Genomic DNA, 22,343 nt, shown 5'->3' with positions numbered 1-22,343 from the left:
GATTCTTTTTTTATTGATTAGTATCGTCCATTAATTCTTTGATCTTTTTTTCTTCCCATTTCTTACTAAATAAAGAAAGGGTAAATGAATTTTTCTTCAATTTTCTATCTCTAAATACCCATAATCCATGTGCAAGTAAAAATATTCCCCATAATACTGGAGAACTGATCAAATTAATCACTAAATATCCATCATATATATACTCTTGAAATTGTAAAATTACTGCTGCAATAATTACATTAATTATCAAGTAAACACCCAAATGTGTATAGAATATACGCTCTTCTTTTACTCGTTTTTTAGCGTACTCATATTTTTTATTTAATTCTGATGTTTCCATGATATTACAATTCATTGTTTTTATTCATAAACTCTTCAATCTTTTTTTCTTCCCATTCTTTACTGAAAATTGAGCGATTAAAAAGTTTTCCTAATCCGTTTCTATGTCTAAATGTCCATAATCCGTGACCTAATAATCCTATTCCCCATAACACGGGAGTACTTACTACATTCCATGGCAGGAAGTCGTTGTATCTTTCACTATTCACATAATCGCCTATTTGTATCTTAAAAATAAAAATGATAATGTTCATTACTACATATACTGTGGCATGTGTGTAGAATCCTCTTTCTTCGGCTACGCGTTTTTTTGCACGATTATAGGCTTTTCTTTTATCCATCTTATTCATAATCTCCTCTTTTAGATTCTTCCATATACTTTCTGATTTTCTTTTTTTCCCAATCTTTGCCAAATATTGGGTGATGATCAAATGCTTCTGCATAATGGAAGATTAATCCTAATCCCCAACCTGCCATTGGAAAAATAAACCAAGGAAGACCAAAACCAGTGGTTTTATAATTGATGAATATCAAGAACGGAATTACGATGCAGTAGGCGACCAAACTTCCGTAGAATTCTTTCATTTTCTTTACTCGATCTTTAGCTCTTTTATATTTTAGGTCTTTTGCGATTGCTATATTTTGTGATGTTGTCATATCGATTGATGTTATTTTTTTAGTTAATATCGGGAGCTTTGCAATGAAAGCTGTTTCAGTCTTGAATACAGAAAACTCTCTTTTGGTAAGTAATCCATATCGTTGCTGTACATTTCCTAAACCTACACCGCTGCTTTGTTTGATAACTTCTTTGGTTTGTAAGTTGTTTTCTACAATTAGAAAACCATCATCTTCATAAATTTTGATATGTAGTGGTTTATCCGGCATTACTACATTATGCTTAATGGTGTTTTCTAATAAAATCTGCAAAGACAAGGGAACAACTTTGGCCTCGGGATTAGAAGCTTTTTCGGGCATTTCAAAAATAATGCTGTCTTCAAACCTAAGCTTTAACAAGGTCATATATGTTTTTGCAAATTTTAGTTCTTCATCTACGGTTACCAATTCTTTATCTTTTTGTTCTAATACATATCGATATACTTTAGATAACGACGTGGTAAACTTTTGAGCCATTCTTGGATTTTCATCAATTAATGATGTCAAAACATTTAGACTGTTAAACAAAAAGTGGGGATCTAATTGATTTTTTAGAGCATCAAATCTTGCTGATGCTGTACCTGCTATTATTTTTTGTTCGGTTACCTTTTTTTCTTGTAAGGCTTTATAAAAGTAAATGGTATGAAAGAACAATGAAATAATTGCTGTGATCAATAGTGGGAATACATAATCTCCAAAAGATTGATCTGCTAAAAACTCATTAGTTGTTTGTCTTTGTAGTACTACAACACTTGCAATAAACTCACAAATAAAGTATCCTAACATGGTTACTACTATAGAGCCACCAGCACCAATTAATATTCGTTGTATTCCTTTATTTTTCCATTCAAATTTATAATTGATATATCTAAAATATAACACATTGATATACGTGAGAAAGAAACTATATAAGAAGTTGATAATCCAGTATTGTATGCTTAAGAATCTATCAATTTTGAAACCGTTAGCGAATAAGTTAACGATAGTTATTGCGATAGATACTCCGAATGCAATGATCAGTACTCTTCTTAAATCCTTCATAGTATAATTTTGGTATTATATCGAATCGATGAACAAGTCTGCTACGCCTTATTCGCAGTTTTGTTGTATCCTTTTTATCTGATCTTTTCCCCAATCTGGATAAAAAGGTGTTGTGTTCGATTCTTTTTCAAAGTACAAGATAGCTTTTTCTATTTCAGGACAAAAGGCCTTTGGATCCTTACCCCAGAATTTAGCAGCTCCCATTTGCCACTCTGCATGATATAAGGTTGCTCTTGGATTTTCGGGCTCTATTTTTTTTGCTCTTTGATATAATTCTTCGACTTTAGGCGAATGTGTCATTCCATATTTTGTTCCATCATACACTACATATGCTGTATTTAGCATTGCTTCCAGAATTAAAATTTCGGCATTGTCTTTGGAAAAGGTCTTAGCTTCATTCAAATAATTCTGAGCTTTCTTTAAACGGGATTCAATTTCCTCAGCGTCTTTGGTATTAAATGTTTTTATAATATGTATTTGCGCTGCATAATAAAAAGGTAACCAATTGTCTTTTTCTGCTCTACCGATTCGTTCGAATAGATTTGCTGCATCGTCGTTTTTTTGATTGCCCCAAAGCTCAAAAGCTTTTCCCATTCCTTTTTCATATGCTTGTTGTGCGTTTGATGTTAGTACTATAAAAAAGGAAGCTATAAGGATAATTGTTTTCATAATTTTTTGTTGTTTTAGTTTTACATGGTAAATATCCTTCAACAACAGAAAATTTGGAATTAAATCATACCGAACTGTAGTTTATGATGGATGAATTGTATCAAAATTTAATAGATTGGATCACATCTCCATTAGAAACTGAGAATTTAGCATCCTCCCAACTTGGTGGGCCAAAGTTTCCTTTAGCATTATTACTAGTGCCGTAAGGTTCTTTAGGTATTTTAAAAAAGTTTGTATCTAGTTTTTCGTTATCATTTTCGTCATGAAATAATGAGATAGCATAGGTGCCCGCTGGAATATTTTCTAAAGTAACGGTAAGCGCTCCTTCTTTACTTTTTACTTTGGTAGATTTGAATATCTTTTTATAGAAGTTTTCTTCGCTATTATACAACCCAATTCTGATGGTGCCTTCAGAAGATTTGATATTTGAAATATCAATTTGGATGGTGTTTTCATCGTTTTGTGCATAAGTAGTAAAAGAGCTTACTAGACAAATAATAATAAAAGTGAAATAATAAGTGGTTTTCATGGCTTAGTTTTATTTATAAAATTAAACATATGTTTTTGCAAGTGTTTGATTTGTAGTTTATTTTAAGATTACTTTTGGTTGTGTTTATGAATTTAAAGACAGTAAACAAAAGTTTACATTGTCGTTTTTGAGTTTTCTCTTGATACAGAAAATGTCTGGAGATGTAGTACTAAGTGGATTTATTAGTTTGATGACATTTATTTTATAGATTATCGAGTTGATTATCGGTTTTATCATCGCTAATGGTCCAGAAGAAACCAATGATAAAAAAACGATCAGCAGTTGGTCTGATAGCGCGTCTGGCAAAATTTCCATTTACATCAGGAGTATTGGCATATTGATAATTAAATACATTGTCAAAACCTAATACATTGGATACAGAAACGAACAAGATCTTCTGTTGACTTATTAAATAAGCCCAACTCATATTCAAAGAATTAAATGTTCTGGTTTTTGAGCCTAGAAAATCAGGAGTGTTTGGGTCTGTATACGGCCGTCCCGAAGCAAAATTATAGGTGGTACTAATTAATGATTTCCAATCTTGGACCCAATATTTACCTACTAATGATAAATTATGCTTGGCAGCAAAATTTGGAGTGGCGCGTTCTGGATAATTCCTATAATTTCTTTTTGTATCCAGATAAGAATAGCTAGCCCAATACTCAAAGTTTTTAAAAGATTTATTATCTCTCCAATATAAATCTAATCCAGCTGCATATCCATCGCCATTATTAGTAAAAGTACTTCCGAACTCAGGAAGTTCTGTATCGAATTTAACTAAACGATCATAGCCTTTATAATATGCTTCAGCTCTTAAAGTTCTCCCATTGTTCTGATACAAATAGTTAAGGATATAATGTGATGATTTTTCTGGATCTAAAGAACTGTTGTATTTTAAAACGTCTTGTTGAGGTGCTTGATAAAAATCTCCATACGCTAAAGAGACTTGTGATTTCTCTGCAATTTTATATGCTAGTGATGCTCTTGGCGATATTCTGGTAATATCTAATAAGGAATTATGTGTACCTCTTATTCCAACTTGCATCGCTAGCTTTTTGTTAAAAAAGATGTTTGCTTCCCCAAAAGCTGCTGTACTATTGTTATTGAAACTACTTTGAAAATTTCCGAAGGTAGTAGCACTAACATCTTCTTTAAAATCTCCCAGAAATTGCTCTATACCAAAATTTAGTTTAAATCGATTATTAAATCTTTTTCTAAGTTTTACTTTTAAATGAGCACTGTTGTCATCTGAATCAACATTTGTATCTTCAATTTTAATGTCATTATGATCATTAGCAAAGCTCACACCTGTTGCAAGAGTCCAATCATTCCCTAATTCACCTTTATAGGAAGCATTGAGATATAAATTTCTATTGGTTAAACCAAAGTTAATACCTTCAGGAATATTGATGTCTTCTTGAATTAATTCGAAATCGGCATAATTCAATCCTCCATATAGTTTAAACAAACCATTGTTAAATTGATGTCTATATACAGCTTCTCCAGACAGTGATTCAAAAGGTTTTATCCAATCTACTCGTTGAGAAATAACTTCTTGATAAGGTTTTAGATTCAAGTAAAAAGCATTGATACTTAATGAATTTTTCTCCCATTTTTGAGTATTACCTACACCAAGACCTACTGAAATAAAGGAGAGGTCTGTCTTTTCCTGGTCGGGTTGATCAATGGTGTTGAGAAGAAGTACACTTGATAGTGCGTCTCCATATTCTGCTGAATATCCTCCAGTTGAGAAATTAGTTCCTTTGAATAAGAAAGGGGAGAAACGACCACGTGTAGGAATATTGTTTGCAGTTGCAGAAAACGGTTGGAAAACACGAAGTCCATCAATATATACATTAGCTTCATTGGCATCTCCACCACGAACAAAAAGTCTACCATCTTCGGCAACTGTAGAAGTTCCTGGTAGTGTTTGGAAAGCACCAATATAGTCTCCAGCAGCACCAGCGGTAGTAACAATATCTAAAGGTGTTAGCACAGATGCTTTGCTATTGTCTCCAGCAGAAAATGTACCAGCATTCAGGATTACACTTCCGAGAGAGTTAACATCTTCTTTCAAAGTGATTTTTAGGTTTTTCATTTCGTTTACTATTGCGTTTAAAATAAATGTTTCAAAAGAAAGAAATGATACTACTAAGATTTGATCTCCTGTTTCTGCAGTCGTAAAAGAAAAGCTTCCTGTATCCGTGGAAGATGCACCATCATAAGTTCCTTCTAGATAGATGTTTGCACCAGGAATTGGTATGCCAGAAGGGTCCGTTACAGTTCCTGAAATAGTGGTTTGAGCGGTTAAAAAAAGAGAGGCAAGTAGTGAAATGGTAAATAATAAATATCTCATTTGATGTACTGTTGTTTTTTGATTGACAGTTCAAAAGTGTATTAAAACGAAGATTCTAAAAATTGATTCTTACTGAATTGTAGAAAATGTAGGATGGATTGTTAGGAAAGGGAAATAGTATATTTTGAAAAAATAAACTAAAAAATTAGTTGAATCTTTTAACTAATTTTTTAGTTTTACATTTCTTAATCAATGAACTATGAAAAAAATACTCTTTTTATCAATTTTTCTTATCGCAATAGGAGGGAATTCTCAGGAGATGACGGTTTTTTATAAAGAAGAACGTAAATCTGATTATTATCAATTAAGAACATATGTTTTTGAAAAAAGAATGAGTAAGCAAGATTTACAATTGATTAATGATAAAGCGAAGGATCATAGCGATGAACTTGCTAATTATGGTTATGCAAGTGTACTTAGAATTGATCATGAGAAATCAATTTATTATCCATTAGAGCGGCAGTTTAATGATACAATTAATAGTACTGTTTCTTATGGAAAGGACGGGAAACAAACTTTTATTAGTAGAGAGACCTCGGAAAAAGAGTACAAAATTGTTTATATAAATCAAGATACAAAACAAAAATCAAGTGTAGAATATGCTTATGGTAAAGAATATCTGATCGATGAAGAGCTGGTTGATCTAGAATGGAAGTTTACCAATCAGACAAAAATTATTTCTGGATATTTGTGTAAGAAAGCATTGGTTTTTAAAAGAGAAAAGCAAGAGTATACAAGTTATAGCTATGGAAATTATCGAGTAAAAGGGCGTAAACCTGTTGAGGTTTGGTATACGGAAGAAATCAAATCGTCATTTGGACCTTTAGGATATTGGGGGTTACCTGGTCTGATAATAAAAGTGATTGAAGAGGATGCAACTATCTTTTTAGATAAAATTCTTTATACGCTGGATGATTTTGAAGTAAAACCACCAACTCAGGGAGAAAAAATTACTAGAGAGGGATTAGAAGAAATACCAGCGTTACTTTTTCATGAACATTAATTTTTTAATAAACTTATGATTTGAGGTAACATTTTTAGACGAAATGACACATACTTATATAGTCTAAATTTATTATCAAAGGATCCAATTCCTTAGACGAATCATCATTAACCAAAATCTTTACATGAAAATTAAATTATTGATCATACTTTTCTTTATTTCCTTTTTAGGGAAATGTCAGGAAATTACTGTGTTTTATAAAGAAAAGCGTAAGCCAGCTCAAGTATCAACAAAAGAATCTTTTGACACTGATGAAATTTCTGATTATTACAGAGAACAGTTTGCTAAAATTAAGGAAGCTATAAAGTCAGGAGTCAGTAAAGATTCTATTATGTTGATTAGAGAGGAACTTGAGAAAGAAGGAGAACGTATTTCCGCAAGGATTAGTGAAAGAGAGAAGAATAAAAAACCACTAACTATACCGTACTATGACTATATTACTGTATTAAGGATTAATAAAGAAAAATCATTGTACTACCCACAGAATGAAGTGAGTAATGATACCGTTTCTCATAGTCGTACCAATAAAAAAGGACGTGAATTAGTAGATGAGAGAATAAACTATAATGATTCGGAAATTATCTATTTGGATACCTCTAAAAAGAAAAAGATAAGTTCTCTAAAAGTGCATAAGTTTGATTATAAAGGAAGAAAATTTCTTATAGAGGAAACATTAGAGCCACAGGAATGGGAACTAACGAATAAGGTTAAAAAAATCGATCAATATATTTGTTATAAAGCCATACTTAAAAATACGGATAAAAAAGTAGAAGCTTGGTATACCAATAAAATCAAAGCTTCTTATGGACCAAAAGGGTATTACGGACTTCCTGGTCTTATATTAGAGCTAAAAGAAGGGGAAAAGATAGTAAGCTTTGATAAGGTTTCCTTATTTCCTTCGGAACCGATCATCATAAACCCACCTAATGAAGGTGAAAAAATTACTAGAGAAGAGTTAGAAAACTTATCTACTAAGATATTTAATGAATATTAATGTACTCAGAAGTGATATGAAAAAAATCTTAATAAGTATTATAGTATTGACTTCATTTATGGCAAAATCTCAAGAGTTAACAGTCTATTATAAAGAAAAGCGTAAACCGGCTCAAGTCAAAAAGAAAGAATCTTTTGATTACACTGAGATTGATTCATTTCTAATAGAAGGAATGAAAAAATTTAGGGCAACACATAAACCTGGTGTTGGTAAGGACTCTATCCAACTCTATAATCAAAAATTTAGAGCAGTGTCAGATAGTCTATACGCTATAGTAAAAGAAAAATTGAAAAAGAAAGAAAGGAATAAAGCGCCATTGGCAATTCCATCTTATGATTATATCACTATTTTGAAGGTTAACAAGAAGGAATCGTTATATTACCCGCAAGACAACGTAAGTAATGATACAGTCTCGAGAACTAGTTTCAATAAAAAAGGTAAAGAATTGGTTGATGAACAGATTAATTACAACGATTCAGAAATTATTTATCTAGACATTTCTCAAAAGAAAAAGATAAGCGCTTTAAAAGTACATAAATTTGATTTTAGAGGGAGAAAGTTTTTGATCGATGAAACATTAGAGCCACAGGAATGGGAGTTAACCGAAGAAACCAAGAAAATCGATCAATATCGCTGTTATAAAGCAATACTGAAAAACTCGGATAAAAAAGTAGAAGCTTGGTATACTAATAAAATTAAAGCTTCTTATGGGCCAAAAGGGTATTACGGGCTTCCTGGTCTAATATTGGAACTAAAAGAAGGTGAAAAGAAAGTAAGCTTTGATAAGGTTTCCTTATTTCCTTCTGAACCAATCATTATAAATCCACCAACAGAAGGTGAAAAAATTACCAGAGAAGAGTTAGAAGGTTTGGCTCAGAAACTATTTGATCAGTATTAATTAAACCCTTTCAATTGCATTTTCTTCTTTGTTCTTAAATGGTCTTACAATTAATCTAGCGGCTTTGTCGTAGTTGATATAATTGTAGGTCCAATTAAAAAAGGTTACAAAACGATTTCTAAAACCTACTAAAAACCAAAGGTGTATAAACATCCATATAAACCAGGCAAAGAACCCTCCAAAACGAAATTTACCTATATCAACAACGGCTTTATTTCTTCCGATTGTTGCCATAGATCCTTTGTCAAAATAAGAGAAAGGAATCATAGGTTTTCCTTGTAATTTACGCTTTATGTTTTTTACTAAATGACTTCCTTGTTGTATCGCTGGTTGTGCAACCATAGGATGTCCTTTAGGATACGCTTCTGTTTGCATCAATGCAATATCACCAATAGCAAAAACATCCTCATACCCTTCAATTTGATTAAATTCGTTGACCTTATAACGATTTGCTCTAGGAATAAGAGCATCCGCTTTTAACCCTTCTACAGGAGCACCAGTAACACCTGCAGACCAAATGAAGGTAGCACTTTGTAATGATAACTCCGTATTGGTAGAAACTACGTTGTTCTCGTAATTGGTTACTTGAGTATTAGTATGAATATGCACTCCCATTTTCTGTAAAAACTTAGAAGCTTTTTCGGAGGCATTCTGACTCATAGGTGGTAACACTCTATCTGCTCCTTCAATAAGATGGATCTCCATTTCGCTAAAATCCATATCAGGATAATCTCTGGGGAGTACGTTTAATTGTAACTCTGCAATTCCACCAGCTAACTCAACACCTGTAGGTCCAGCTCCAGCTAGCACAAAGCGAAGCAGTTCCCTTCGTTTTTCTGGATCAGTAGTAATTACCGCTTGTTCCAGGTTCTCTAACATCAAACTTCGTAAGTTCAAGGCTTGCGGAAGGTTTTTCATTCGCATGGAGTTTTTTTCGATTGTCTGATTTCCAAAAAAATTGGTACGTGCTCCAGTGGCGATAACCAGATAGTCGTATGTAATGCTGCCAATAGATGTATGAACTTCTTTATTTCCTGGATCTATAGAGGTAACCTCTGTCATTCTAAAATAGGTGTTCTTACCTCTTTTTACGATTTTTCGTAATGGATAGGCAATAGAATCTGGTTCTAATGATGAGGTTGAAACTTGATATAATAAAGGCTGAAATGTGTGATAATTGTGTCTGTCTAATAGCACGAGTTGTACATTTTCTTTCACCATTTTTCTGGCTAAAGCTACTCCTGCAAAACCACCTCCGATAATCACTAATCTTGGTAAATTAGTATAAGGAATGTTCATAAATAAAGTGTTGTTCTACAAAGATAAACTGATAATGTCATATAGACTACAGAATATTTATTTTTGTTGATTGCTTCGGTAAAACTGATTGAAAATCAGTTGCTAAAATATTTTTGTTCTAAAAATAGTATCATTAAAAATAAATTTTAGTTCAGAATGTGTAACGTATTTGTTTTATTATCTACTTATAAGATGTAACTAACTAAAGTGAAGAAAGAATTAGAACATAGTTTTGTAACCAATCTTGAGCAAAATCAAAATATAGTGCACAAGGTCTGTAGGATATATACCAATGACCCAGAATCGCATAATGATTTGTTTCAGGAAATTACTATCCAGTTATGGAAAGCGTATCCAAAATTTAGAGGTGAATCTAAATTTAGTACCTGGATGTATAGAGTTTCATTGAATACTGCTATTACACTTTATAGAAAGTCAAAACGAAGTATTAAAACTTCTGATTTTGATGCGATGGATTTTAAAATCACCGCAGAAGAGTATGACGATGGAGTAGAGCAGCAATTAAAACTTATGTACGCGGCAGTAAAACAATTAAATGATATCGAGAAGGCGTTAGTTTTCTTGTATCTGGAAGACAAATCATATAAAGAAATTGCAGAGACTATGGGAATCTCTGAAGTAAATGCAAGAGTAAAAATGAATCGAGTGAAGACGAAGTTGAAAAAAATATTAAACCCATAAAGATGGATGAATTAGAATTATTAAAAAAAGACTGGAAAAGCCGAGATTCGGAACTTCCAAAACTATCATATAATGAGATCTATAAGATGATTTTAAAGAAATCATCATCTATAGTTAAGTGGATCTTTTTGATAAGTGTCATAGAGTTTGTTTTATGGTCTTCGATAGACATTATGGTGAGGCTATCTGGTGAGTATGATGATCTTGAGATTTTAGGATTAGAAAATTTTTCAGTGATATCTACGATTTTATCGTATGGAATATTAATCTACTTTATTGTCCGTTTTTATATCAATTACAAAAATATAAAGACTACAGATTCGGCATCGGTGTTGATGAAAAATATCCTGAATACAAGGAAAACTGTAAAACAGTATGTTTGGGTGAATATTAGCTTTTTGTCTTTAACAACGTTGGTCGTTATTATGTACATGACTTTTTATACAGATACGTATGAAGCTCAATCCGCTGATCAGAACATTCCATTATATGTAGTAATCATTACCTCGGTATTGGTGTTAGCAGTTTTCATTGGATTATTAGCATTGCTGTATCGAGTGGTATATGGAATACTAACCAGAAGGCTTAAAAAGAATTATCAAGAACTTCAGAAACTTGAAGTATAAACAAAAAATCCCTGTTCAATTCAGGGATTTTTTTATTTATTTTCATTAAATGCCGAAGGTAAAAGCTGAGGTATAAATTTTACCAATAACGGTAAAAGGAGACTTCCTCCAGGCAATATAAAAATAGCTAATGACGGAATGGTTTTACAAACGTCTAATAGCTGCTGTTTCATTTGTTGTTTTTCTTCCTTAGAAAGGTCTCTTACTGCAGATTGTCCTAATAATATCATTAAATCCTTACTCTCAGAGATTTCTTTTATAAGTCGTTTCTTATTTCTTAGGATAAGAATACTTACAGTTCTTGAAGTCTGTTTGTAAAAATGAAGCGCTGGATTCGAATAATTGAAAAAAGAAATCTCATCTTTATGATCATTTACAAACCTAAGAACAGAATCCAATGATTCCTGAACCCATCTGTTTGATAATGCTAACTCTGCTCCCAAAGCACGCATAAAATCCTGTTCTCCAAGATCAATTTCTTTATCATTCCAAACGGCTAAACTTGTAAGATCAAGAATATAACGTTTCTCTAAGTCATCGGTATAAGTATCTAGATCGACTTGGTCAAAACTTGCATCCTCCTCCGTACTAATCGTGGTATATCGTACCGAAGAAGCGAAAAGTTTTACTAACAATTCATAATAATCATCTTTCTCTATTTTAGAATTTAATGCCAGAAATACAATATTTGTTAAGGTTTCTTCCAGCGACGCTGCATATTCTATTGGGTTGATATCATGAATTAGAAAATGTTCAAAAGCAAGTACATCAATAAAGAGTAATGCATTTGTAAGCAAATGACTAAAGTTCTTTTTAAAAATAGATTCATTCGTTTGGATACGAGTGTTTATAATCTTTTCAAGTTTTTCACTCTTGTTAGAAGTCAATGAATTGATAAAAGAAAAGAAAGACTTTTTCGTATCTAAATATTCATAAAACTCAACTAATGCATTGATACAATCTTTAGAACTTCCATTGTCGATAGTTTCATAATAGGTCACTACCAATGCAGAGAAAAGATTAATTTTTGTTTTCTCTTCTTCCGAGTAGGTTATTTCGGAGTCTAACGATATCGCTAATGAAATGGAAGTGCCATAAATAAAACCAGCTTCTCTCAGTTTTGGATACAATTCATCTAGAGATGATACTGGGAGAGCGTCTAAGTCAAATTCTCTTAAAAACTTATCTATCCAACCAGAAGTTGATGGGTTCATGAGTCTATTGGTTTATGGCAAAGTTAAATTTATTTTTCTTCTAAAGACAAACTCAAAGGATTAGTATATGCAAATTTAATACTTAACTATTTTTTAACACTTTTAGGAAAACCGTCTTCTTCATAAGCTCGTAAGTAAAAGCGTAAACATTTAAAATTAAATAAAAATGAACAAGATTAGAAAAACAAATTTATACATCCTTGGCGGGCTTTTAAGTTTAGGGATTGTTTTAATGGCGGCAGACCACATTGATGCACCGGATGTAGTAGGCAGCACAGCAGACATTACGGATCTTTATGCATTTGAAGGGGGTAACCCAGATAATACGGTATTCGTAGCAAATGTTCAAGGATTACTAGCTCCTGGAAGCTTGGCAAGTTTTGACGAAAATGTCTTAGTAGAGATCAATATCGATAATGATGGGGATCTTGTAGAGGATTTGGTCATACAAGCAATACCAAGAGATGGTATAATGTACTTTTTTGGACCTTATCAGCCTACTCAAACAGGCCTGAATAGCACAATCAATGAAGATACTCAGTATTTAGGACAAGTAGCCATTAGTACAGGTGCCAATGCTACAACTTCTGAAGCAAATGGTATATCCTATTTCGCTGGTTTAAGAGAAGACCCTTTCTTTTTTGACTCCAATCAATTTAATGCAATTATTGGTGGAATGGCACCTGGAGGATTTAATAATCCAGGGAATGATGATTTTGATGGTACCAATGTATTATCTATCGTAGTAGAAGTTCCTAATTCACTATTAGGTGGAACCTTCAGCCATCCGGCAGGAACAGGTGTTGAAGTATTTAATACTTGGGCAGAAGCTAAAAGAAAACAATAATCAAAAATTTAATAATACATAATTATGAAACTTAATAATTTTAAAAATATATCAGCAATATTCATATTAACTCTAGGATTTGTTAGTTGCAGCAGCGATGATGACGTTATAGTAATTGATCCACCAGTAGCGGTAGATTTTTCTGGAACATTTTCTCAGGAAGATCAGATGGGAAGACCAGGAATCAATACAGTTTTTAGCGCAACACCAGATATCGAAAACGATTTTAATGTTACTATTCCTTCTCAACAGGGAGCAGCTTTTCAATCCTTATTCGAAACGCAATTGGCCAATCTTCATGGAGCATTTGGTGTTACTTACGAAAACAATATTTTAGGATTAGACATTACAACCTTAACAACAGTTCTTGCTTCTGATGTATTACAAGTTGCTCCAGATGCACCGACAACATATTTTGATGGAACTAATGTGTTAACTGGTAGAACTTTAACGGATGATGTGATTGACGTTTCTTTAATATTACTTTTCGGAGGTCAAAATGGAGATCGCTTTAATGGACAAGATATTGACGGAGATGGAACTCCAGACTTGCCAATCTTGGTAACAGATGGTGTTAGTAATGCCGGAGAAACTCCCTCTAATACTTTTCCGTATTTAGAAGCACCACACGGTTCTTAATATTATAAACAACATAATTTACTGTCAAACTGAGTCTGCCTTTTAGCATAAAAAGTCAGCCCTCAAATGACTTTGTATACCCTATAATGAAAGGGAAAGTAGACTCAGTATGGGCAGTAATCTTTAATTAACAAAATCAAAAAACAATACTTATGAGAATTCTAATAAATATAATGGTCTTTCTTATTAGTGTATTAGTACTATCCTGTGGGAATAAAGAACAACTAATTACTAATTCAGAGGAGTACGCTCAATATCTTGGCGTAACAGAAAACCAAGCATCTAAAGAGGCAAAATTACAACTAGAGTTTTGGAATAAAAGAATAAAAAAAGATAGTTTACAACTTACAGCACTGGGGCCAGTGGCTTCTGCCTATACTCAACTTTTTGAATCTACTGGAGAGATTAAATACCTAAAATTAGCGGAAAAAGCATTAACCAAATCTTCAGCAATAGCTACGATTGGAAAATCAGATCATCTTTTAGCACTTGCTCATAACTATATCTCTCAGCATCGCTTTATTGAAGCTAAGGACGCAGCTATGGGAGCATATGTATTAGGAACCAATACGAATGCTACTGAAATGGTACTTTTTGATGTGTCTATGGAATTAGGGGAGTATGATAATGCGCACAAATATTTAGAAAAATTTGCAAATCAAAATGATTATAACTTTTTAATTCGCTTGGCAAAATGGAATGATTATAAAGGAAATCTAGATGCTACTATACGAAATATGGAGAAAGCTTTGAAAATAGCACTAAGTAGTAAAAATGATAACTTATTACTTTGGTCATACACTAATTTAGCTGATTATTATGGTCATGCCGGACGAATAAAGGAATCATACGCACACTATATAAAAGCCTTAGAAATAGATCCTGCAAATGCTTATGCAAAAAAAGGAATCGCTTGGATCACATATTCTTATGAAGATAGACCAGAAGAAGCTTTGAAAATATTAGACGCAATAACAGATACTCATCAAAGTCCAGATTATTTTCTATTAAAAGCAGAAATAGAAGAATACCTTACTAATGAAATAGCAAAAAAGATAAACTTAATCAAGTACAGCAACGCTATAAAAGATAAATCATACGGTGGTATGTATAATGTACATACAGCATTACTATTAGCCGAGGAGTATGAAATATTTGATAAAGCACTGGAAATAGCTGATGTGGAAATAGAGAATCGGCCAACTCCACAATCATATGATCTAAAAGCATATATATTACTTCTAAAAGGAGAGCATAAAAAAGCACTAAAAATAGCTGAAGAATTTGTTGTCAATAAAACTTTTGAACCTGTCGCTAATCTTCATATTGCCCAAATCTATAAGGCAAATAATCTATTAGGAAAAGCAGATCCAATTTTTGAGGATTTAAGGGAAAGCTCTTATGAATTAGGTCCGGTCATGTCCAGTGTAATAACTAACCTATAATTATTTAAAAGGTCTAAATAAAATACCATGCAAAATATTCTAGTAATACTTTCACTGATATTCGGTGTGTACGGCTACACCCAAAACCAAACCGTAAAAGGAAAAGTTGTTGATACGTTTGATGTTCCACTTGGTGAAGTATATATCTACAGTAATGAAACTAAAAACCATACACATACATTAGAAAACGGAACTTTTATCCTAGGAGATATTAAGGTAGGAGATACATTAACCGCGCGATTGCTAGGTTTTGAAACGAAAAACATCGTTCTGAAAAAAATGGACATTGAAAACGGAATTACACTAGTATTAGAAAATAAAATCTTCCAGTTAGATGAGTTGATTCTAAAACAAGAAATTAATCCTTTACAGTTGATTAATAAGTTAGATATGAAAGTTAATCCTGTAAACTCGTCACAGGAACTATTGCAAAAGGTACCAGGTTTGTTTATCGGTCAGCATGCTGGAGGAGGAAAAGCAGAGCAGATTTTTCTAAGAGGTTTTGATGTAGATCATGGAACTGATGTTTCAATTTCGGTAGATGGAATACCTGTGAATATGGTATCTCATGCACATGGACAAGGGTACGCAGATTTGCATTTTATCATTCCAGAAACGATAGAAAGCATACGTTTTGGAAAGGGTTCATATACAGCTGATCAAGGAAACTTTAATACTGCAGGATATGTGGCTTTTAACACTAAAGACAGTTTTGAGAATAATCAAATTAAAGTAGAAGCAGGTCAATTTAATACATTAAGAACCGTAGGTTTATTCAATTTTTTAGGAGCTTCTAATCAAGGAAGAGGAACGGTAGCACTAGAATATTTAGAAAGTGATGGTCCATTTGATTCTCCTCAAAACTTTAATAGAATTAATTTTGTGGGAAAGTATACAACCCAATTACAGGATACGCAAAAGATAACTTTTTCTGCCTCACATTTTACCTGTAGATGGGATGCTTCTGGTCAAATACCGAATAGAGCTATAGTTCAGGGATTAATTTCACGATTTGGTGCTATAGATGATACCGAAGGTGGTAATACATCCAGAACTAATTTCAATTTTACCTATAACAAGTATTTAGGAGACTATAGTTCTTTTAGAACGAATGTGTTTTATTCACTTTATGATTTTGAACTATATTCTAATTTTACATTCTTTTTAAATGATCCTATAAACGGAGATCAGATTAGACAAAAGGAGCAGAGAAATTTATTCGGTTTTAATAGTGTTTTTAACACTAAAAAATATTGGGATCAAGTAGAAGCAGTTTTTAATACTGGAATAGGACTTAGAAATGACGCTGTTAAAGGGAACGAATTATCCAGAACTGTAAATAGAAATGAAACTTTAGAAAACGTAAGTTTAGGAACAGTAAATGAAACCAATGCCTATGTCTTTGCGGATGCAACCATAAACTTTGGGAAATTAAAAATAACGCCAGCAGTTCGTCTGGACTATTTTAAATATACGTACGAAGATGCTTTATTAACTCCTTTTCGAATACAATCAGAATCCAAAGCTATTATTGCTCCCAAATTACGGATTGAATATGATCCAATTGATAACTTACAACTGTTTGCTAAGTCTGGAATTGGATTTCATAGTAATGATACCAGAGTAGTAGTCACCCAAAAGGGAGAAGATATTTTACCAAAATCTTATGGAATCGATGCAGGGATTAATTGGAAACCGTTTTCAAAAGTATTTTTAAATACGACATTTTGGTATTTAGGTTTAGAACAAGAGTTTGTCTATGTAGGTGATGAAGGTATTGTAGAACCAAGTGGGGAAACGAGAAGGTTTGGGATAGATTTCAGTGGACGATATCAGGTTAATGATTGGTTGTTTTTAGATACAGATCTTACTTATACTCATGCCAGAAGTGTAGATGCGTCCGATGGAGAGGATTATATTCCGTTAGCACCAAAGGTTACAGCGGCAGGAGGAATTAGTATAGAAAATTTTAATAATTTCTCCGGAAGTCTACGATACCGTTATTTAGGAGATCGTCCTGCCACCGAAACGAATAGTATTGTTGCAGAGGGATATACAGTTATCGATATGTCTTTAAATTATCGATGGAAACAGTTTGACTTCTCCGTTAGTCTCGAAAACTTATTGGATACAGAGTGGAATGAAACGCAATTTGCTACCGAATCTAGACTTGCAAACGAAAGTGAAGCCGTAGAAGAAATTCATTTCACACCAGGAACTCCTTTTTTTGCAAAAGCAGGTATAACCTACAGATTTTAGAAATTAATAGTAATTAGAAAAACAGGAATAAGTAAGTTAATTGGTTTTGTTTTTTGATGTTGTTAGAAGAAGCTTGTTTGTTGAGGTACAAACAGGCTTTTTATTAATGAAGTGTTTTAAACTTTTTTGATTTAAGTGAAAAATAGCAGTTTTGTGATCAGATGAAGTAATTTTTTAGTTGCATAGCAGCGCTACGGAAGTCAAAAATTGCGGAATATGGGTGCAAAAAAGCATTTTTTTAGCAAATTGAAAAAGTTTAAACCACTTCAATATATACAGAAATAATATTTCACCGAAAACGGGTATTCTAAAATAATTTCTGTTGTATATCTTTGGTTACCATATGTAATACGCTAATCAATGATTAATTCAAAGTGCTTTTTATTCGGTTTTATCTTTTTTTGTGTCATTTCTTTTTCTTGTAATTCTTCAAAAACATCCAAAGTAGAAGATACAAGGCCATATTTTGAAGGGGAAATTAAATTATCCGAAGCCAGAGGATTGTATGGTGCTTTAACCAAGGTAAATACCACCTACTATATTTCAGAAAATCGAATAAAGAGAGAACAAAGATGGGGAGGAGTCTATAGTGTTCTAGATAATTATGCGGGTATTATTATCGATATGGAAAAGGATAGCGTAACGATGTATTATGCGGATAAGTTTAGTAAGGTGAAAAATAAGCATACACTTAGTATTAAAAAGTATAAAACGTATTTAGAAACCAAAACAATTCCTAACGGTATTCCATCTCCAGTAGACCATACATTCGAGCTTCTACCAGAGTATAAACTAATACATCATGTTAAAGATTCTACGGTAATCCATGGCTTTACTTCAGATTTTTCCAGATATCATGATAATTCTGATTTTTTAAAACAGGATATTTTTGATTCCAAAGAAATAAAAGTGAAAAGAGATTTTTTAGAGCTGATTTTTATAAATCTTCCTAAAGAAATTAATTTTCCACTAGCGTCAGAATCAAAGCTTACATTTTCTGAGATCAGTAACGATTCCATTATCAAAGGAAAACAAACCAAGGCTTTAGATCAATTTGCCAGGAAATTACTACGTAAAAAAGACTCAACTATTAACAAAGAAAGTGATTTAGAAAAACTAGCTAGCAATAAATGGTTGAATCTTGGTCTTAAAATATTAAAAAAGGGAGTAGATCTTAATATTCACGTAACTACAGAGGTTTCTGAATTTTCTGCTAGAGAACTTTTAGATATCGATATATCTTTGCCCTCAGGAGATTTTACAAGTGTTTTAGAATTTGATGATTTTTTAGAAGATCTCCCAACTGGTGGTGGAGGAGATTTCGATGATTAAGTAGATTTTTTTATTTAAGAAGCTACCGTTCCCAAGGTGTATAATTGCTCTAGCGTAGGAGATTCACTTCCACCTTCAGGTTCTAAAGTAATACCAAAAGCTTCAGATTCATTGGCGTTTTTTAGAGAGAATATTTTGTTTTCATCTTCCGTAAACGTATCTAAAATTCCTAAACTTGTTGGAGTAAGAGGATTAAGTTGTAAAGACCATACTTGGTAAACCTTTCCTGGAGGAGGTGTAGGCAATCCAGCTACATCGATATATGCAGTTTGTTTGTCTTTGTCCCAATAAACTGTAGCATAGGCATTAGGATCCACTTTTTGAGCTTCTAAAGGAATCTGTAATATATCTTTATTTCTAAGGACACTTAATAATGATTTTGTATTGGATAAATCACTTTCTATAACATTCAGTTTTCCTTCTAATACGTTTTGTTCTATCTGGGATTGTACAACTTGCTGTCGTAATTCTTTATTCTTCGCAAATTGAATAAACAATCCAACTAATAGTGCAATAGAGGCTGCCCATCCTAGGTATGCTGTCCATTTGGTTCTTTTAGCATGTATAGGAATAGTCTTTACATCAGTGTCTCTAGAACTTAGTTTGCTTTTAATCGAATTAAAAACCGTTTCCGGATTATAAGGCGCAGTGGTTGCAGAAAGTTGTAGTAGCGATTTTTCAATTGCTCTTACTTCTTCTTCGATTTCAGGATATTCCTTTAGAGCCTTATATACTTCAGCATTTTCTTTTTCAGAAAGTGCTCCATATACGTAAAGCTCTAAAATTCCAGACGATATGTATTTTTCGATATCCATTTTTATTCTGCTAAGACTTCTCTTAATTTATTAATACAAATTCTGTTCCGAGTTTTAATAGTTCCTATTGGGATGTCTAATTCCTCTGAAGCCTCCTTTTGTGTATATCCCTTAAAAAATAGTAAGTCAATGACTTTTCTACAAATTGGTTCAAGTATATCAATATACTTTGTAATACCAATAGCATCCATTTTATTAGAAAAATTACTTTTTTGTTCTAATATATCTACGAAATTATCAGCGGTTTGGTTTTGCTTAGCGTTTTTAAAAGCAGTAGATCTTGTTTTATCAATGGCAGCATTTCTTGCAATGTTTAGTATCCAAGTAAAAAATCGACCTTTCTTCTCTGAATAGGAACTTGAATTATTCCATATTTTTATGAATACATCCTGTAATACTTCTTCTGCAAGGGTTTCATCTTTTAGAATGGTATATATAATTCCCAAAACATTTTCAGAATACATTTCGTAAATACGTTCAAAAGCCTTTTCGTTCTTTTGTTGTAATTGCAAAATTAATTCGTTAGGCTGCATAAAGATGAAATCGTGTAGTACGAATGTACTGTTTTTCTATAAAAAACAAAAGAGTCTAGTAGAGAAGACTATTAGACCCTTTTGATATATTATTTTGTAGTTAGTTTATTTGATAATTCCTCCACAACTCACTCTGCTTCCAGCAGCGCCAGAAGGTTGCGATTTAAAATCATCAATACCCTGATGTACAATAATTGCTTTTCCGACAATATCTTTTTTATCATCTCCACAACCGATACACCATTCGTTAGTAGCAAATGTAATGGCACCTTTTCCATCCGCAGTAGCATTGAAATTACCAATATCTCCTTTATGATATCCTTCGATTGCTCCCCATTTTCCATGAGGTTCCATAGTAGGATTCCAGTGCCCTCCAGTAGACTTTCCGTCATCTGATGAACAATCTGCTTTTTCATGGATATGGATAGCATGCTCTCCTTCTGCTAGTCCATTTAAATAGGCTACCATGGTAACTACACCACCATCTTCGGTAAAAGTTATATTTCCGGATACTTTACTGCCACTCTTCGGAGATAAGGAAATCGCTAATGTTTTTACATTTTGAATTTCTTCTTTTTCCTCGTTAGTTTCCTTCGAAATTTCTTCATTTACCTGTTTGTCATATGCTTTTCCTTCTTTCTTTTCACCATTGCAACTAACAAGAATGATGGATAAAAAGGCAATTATCGCAAAACTGAGCGTTTTCATATTTCATGGGGTTCTTTCGTTAAGTGCTACCTAAGATAGGGTTGTTTTCGCTTATAGCAAAGGATTTAAGAGGTTTTTACGTTTTGTTATATAGAAATTGTACTTAATTGTGTGATGCTAATTCCTGTATTATTGTCAGCAGCTAGTCTATATTGATACAAACCTGTCTCTCCGATAGCAATTAAAAGATCTTCAGAAATAATCACGTCAAAAGCTTGTTTATTTACAGAAGTAACCAAATTAGATTCTGCAGGATTCGAGATGTCGAACACTTTGATTTCGTCATCACAAACTATTAAGAAATCCTGATATAATCCTAACCCTCTTGGGAAAGTCAAATTTCTGGAACTTACCAATATAGGTTCTGTTACCGTTGTAATATCATATATTTCTAAAAGGTTTATATTGTTACCACAAAAGGTGTCTGAGTGTAAGGTAACGTAGGCATGCGTATCATTTGCAATAACAGGATCACAGGCTGTAAAATGTGCTACTTCAGATAATTTTTGAGGAAATTCTGGATTAGTCAATCCATAGATAAACATTCCGTTTCTAGAACCTATGTACAAGTAATTCTTGTAACTAAAAAGAGTTTCGATATCAAAACCAATAGGAATAGTATTTACCTGGACAGGATCTTTTATATCGGTAATATTAAAAACAGTGAGGTCGGTGTTATCCACGGTATATAGATAATCTCCTACTAGCGTAAAAGTCGCTAATGATCCTCCCTGACCGTCGGAAGAAATAGGAGCTGAAGTATCAGAAGAATCAGAATCGCAACTAAATATTATAAAGGAAGTGAGAATCATATAGATATATTTTTTCATAATGTTTTCTTTTAATTGATTAGAGTCCAACCTACAACGACGTTATCCGTGGGAATATCAAATGGTAAAAATCCATCTGGTGAGCGTAATTCTGGAAATACATTGACTACTCGTTTTGTGAGCGTAATTCCATTTGCAGTATCATATTCTACTGCGATGAGGTCAGTAGCTTGATTGATATAAATCATGTTATCCCTAATCGCCAAATCCGTAGATCCTGGAGCTTCTAAAAATTTGATGGGAGTTGGAGAAGATGGATCACTATTATCATACACATGAAAACCTTTATGTACTTCATTGATAAAAAGTAGATCATCTTTTATATAGATTTTTCCAGAAGTAGTAATAGAGATTGGGTCTTTTAATGAAACCGAATTTTCAAAATCATTTCGATTTATTAAAATTGGTTCATATTGTGATCCCATTATGATAAAATCATCATCATTGTCTTCGCAGTCCGCAAAAAAAGGACAGCAGCTTTGCAGTAAAATAAGGAAGGTCCCTAATAGAAGTAATTTCGTTTTTTTCATCTTTTGATTGTTTGCTTAAAAGATGAAATGATTTAAAAAAGGTTGCGTATAGGTTTTCTAGTTTGGTGAATTTTCAAATGG

At 32.7% G+C, this 22,343-nt stretch carries 21 protein-coding genes and 1 pseudogene; 9 read left to right on the top strand and 13 right to left on the bottom strand.

Annotated features, from left to right (window positions below; translation table 11 throughout):
- Window positions 1-10 precede the first annotated feature (10 nt).
- The 6 genes from ACWNT5_RS12715 to ACWNT5_RS12690 form a co-directional block, all read right to left on the bottom strand.
- Window positions 11-355 (bottom strand): 2TM domain-containing protein, encoded by a 345-nt coding sequence (locus tag ACWNT5_RS12715; protein ID WP_456517530.1) that lies wholly within the window; start codon window positions 353-355, stop codon window positions 11-13.
- A complete protein-coding gene (locus ACWNT5_RS12710; protein ID WP_299607816.1) occupies window positions 345-689 on the bottom strand; it encodes a 2TM domain-containing protein in 345 nt (114 codons plus the stop codon). Before ACWNT5_RS12710 ends, ACWNT5_RS12715 begins: the two co-directional genes overlap by 11 nt.
- Window positions 682-2,034: a 2TM domain-containing protein gene (locus ACWNT5_RS12705; protein ID WP_299607813.1), complete on the bottom strand. Its 1,353-nt coding sequence runs from the start codon at window positions 2,032-2,034 to the stop codon at window positions 682-684. Before ACWNT5_RS12705 ends, ACWNT5_RS12710 begins: the two co-directional genes overlap by 8 nt.
- 48 nt (window positions 2,035-2,082) lie before the next feature.
- Window positions 2,083-2,703 (bottom strand): hypothetical protein, encoded by a 621-nt coding sequence (locus tag ACWNT5_RS12700; RefSeq protein WP_456517529.1) that lies wholly within the window; start codon window positions 2,701-2,703, stop codon window positions 2,083-2,085.
- Window positions 2,704-2,803: 100 nt separating this feature from the next.
- Complete coding sequence (locus ACWNT5_RS12695) at window positions 2,804-3,232, bottom strand: DUF2141 domain-containing protein (protein WP_456517528.1); 429 nt, start codon at window positions 3,230-3,232, stop codon at window positions 2,804-2,806.
- 202 nt (window positions 3,233-3,434) lie between these two features.
- Window positions 3,435-5,588: a TonB-dependent receptor gene (locus ACWNT5_RS12690; protein WP_456517527.1), complete on the bottom strand. Its 2,154-nt coding sequence runs from the start codon at window positions 5,586-5,588 to the stop codon at window positions 3,435-3,437.
- Between the two features lie 199 nt (window positions 5,589-5,787).
- On the opposite strand from ACWNT5_RS12690, the gene ACWNT5_RS12685 reads away from it, so the two are divergent.
- From ACWNT5_RS12685 to ACWNT5_RS12675, 3 genes are all read left to right on the top strand, one after another.
- Entirely contained in the window at window positions 5,788-6,591 is an 804-nt protein-coding gene (locus ACWNT5_RS12685) for a GLPGLI family protein (RefSeq protein WP_456517526.1), read from the top strand.
- Window positions 6,592-6,715: 124 nt separating this feature from the next.
- On the top strand, window positions 6,716-7,585 hold the full coding sequence (locus ACWNT5_RS12680) for a GLPGLI family protein (protein ID WP_299607802.1): 870 nt from the start codon (window positions 6,716-6,718) through the stop codon (window positions 7,583-7,585).
- A 16-nt stretch (window positions 7,586-7,601) separates the two neighbouring features.
- Window positions 7,602-8,483: a GLPGLI family protein gene (locus tag ACWNT5_RS12675; RefSeq protein WP_456517525.1), complete on the top strand. Its 882-nt coding sequence runs from the start codon at window positions 7,602-7,604 to the stop codon at window positions 8,481-8,483.
- Here the strand turns inward: ACWNT5_RS12675 and ACWNT5_RS12670 are convergent, their stop codons facing one another.
- Entirely contained in the window at window positions 8,484-9,782 is a 1,299-nt protein-coding gene (locus tag ACWNT5_RS12670) for an NAD(P)/FAD-dependent oxidoreductase (RefSeq protein WP_456517524.1), read from the bottom strand.
- Between the two features lie 207 nt (window positions 9,783-9,989).
- Between ACWNT5_RS12670 and ACWNT5_RS12665 the strand changes: the two genes are divergently transcribed.
- Together ACWNT5_RS12665 and ACWNT5_RS12660 are read left to right on the top strand one after the other, a co-directional pair.
- Window positions 9,990-10,484, top strand: a complete 495-nt coding sequence (locus tag ACWNT5_RS12665) for an RNA polymerase sigma factor (RefSeq protein WP_219008303.1) — start codon at window positions 9,990-9,992, stop codon at window positions 10,482-10,484.
- A gap of 2 nt (window positions 10,485-10,486) precedes the next feature.
- Window positions 10,487-11,110, top strand: coding sequence for a hypothetical protein (locus tag ACWNT5_RS12660; protein ID WP_299607793.1), 624 nt, complete (start codon window positions 10,487-10,489; stop codon window positions 11,108-11,110).
- Between the two features lie 32 nt (window positions 11,111-11,142).
- Here the strand turns inward: ACWNT5_RS12660 and ACWNT5_RS12655 are convergent, their stop codons facing one another.
- Window positions 11,143-12,324, bottom strand: coding sequence for an LETM1-related biofilm-associated protein (locus ACWNT5_RS12655; RefSeq protein ID WP_299607790.1), 1,182 nt, complete (start codon window positions 12,322-12,324; stop codon window positions 11,143-11,145).
- Window positions 12,325-12,499: 175 nt separating this feature from the next.
- On the opposite strand from ACWNT5_RS12655, the pseudogene ACWNT5_RS12650 reads away from it, so the two are divergent.
- The 4 genes and pseudogenes from ACWNT5_RS12650 to ACWNT5_RS12635 all read left to right on the top strand — a co-directional run bounded on the left by ACWNT5_RS12650 (window position 12,500) and on the right by ACWNT5_RS12635 (window position 18,846).
- Window positions 12,500-13,810, top strand: a pseudogene (locus ACWNT5_RS12650) (DUF4331 family protein).
- A 152-nt stretch (window positions 13,811-13,962) separates the two neighbouring features.
- Window positions 13,963-15,255, top strand: a complete 1,293-nt coding sequence (locus ACWNT5_RS12645) for a tetratricopeptide repeat protein (RefSeq protein ID WP_456517523.1) — start codon at window positions 13,963-13,965, stop codon at window positions 15,253-15,255.
- A 27-nt stretch (window positions 15,256-15,282) separates the two neighbouring features.
- Entirely contained in the window at window positions 15,283-17,514 is a 2,232-nt protein-coding gene (locus ACWNT5_RS12640) for a TonB-dependent receptor plug domain-containing protein (protein WP_456517522.1), read from the top strand.
- 360 nt (window positions 17,515-17,874) lie between these two features.
- Entirely contained in the window at window positions 17,875-18,846 is a 972-nt protein-coding gene (locus ACWNT5_RS12635) for a hypothetical protein (protein ID WP_456517521.1), read from the top strand.
- A gap of 14 nt (window positions 18,847-18,860) precedes the next feature.
- Here ACWNT5_RS12635 and ACWNT5_RS12630 read toward each other — a convergent pair whose 3' ends face one another.
- The 5 genes from ACWNT5_RS12630 to ACWNT5_RS12610 all read right to left on the bottom strand — a co-directional run bounded on the left by ACWNT5_RS12630 (window position 18,861) and on the right by ACWNT5_RS12610 (window position 22,262).
- Window positions 18,861-19,661, bottom strand: a complete 801-nt coding sequence (locus ACWNT5_RS12630; protein ID WP_456517520.1) for an anti-sigma factor — start codon at window positions 19,659-19,661, stop codon at window positions 18,861-18,863.
- Between the two features lie 2 nt (window positions 19,662-19,663).
- Complete coding sequence (locus ACWNT5_RS12625; protein ID WP_456517519.1) at window positions 19,664-20,194, bottom strand: RNA polymerase sigma factor; 531 nt, start codon at window positions 20,192-20,194, stop codon at window positions 19,664-19,666.
- Between the two features lie 105 nt (window positions 20,195-20,299).
- On the bottom strand, window positions 20,300-20,902 hold the full coding sequence (locus ACWNT5_RS12620) for a superoxide dismutase family protein (protein ID WP_456517518.1): 603 nt from the start codon (window positions 20,900-20,902) through the stop codon (window positions 20,300-20,302).
- Window positions 20,903-20,988: 86 nt separating this feature from the next.
- Window positions 20,989-21,732 (bottom strand): LVIVD repeat-containing protein, encoded by a 744-nt coding sequence (locus ACWNT5_RS12615; protein ID WP_456517517.1) that lies wholly within the window; start codon window positions 21,730-21,732, stop codon window positions 20,989-20,991.
- 11 nt (window positions 21,733-21,743) lie between these two features.
- Window positions 21,744-22,262 carry a hypothetical protein gene (locus ACWNT5_RS12610; RefSeq protein ID WP_456517516.1) on the bottom strand — a complete coding sequence of 173 codons (519 nt, stop codon included), beginning with the start codon at window positions 22,260-22,262 and terminating at the stop codon, window positions 21,744-21,746.
- Between the last annotated feature and the right edge of the window lie 81 nt (window positions 22,263-22,343).

The organism is Aquimarina sp. 433 (genome assembly GCF_054054605.1).
The sequence above is the reverse complement of the archived record's forward strand: the minus strand, read 5'-3'. Positions and strand labels throughout refer to the sequence as shown.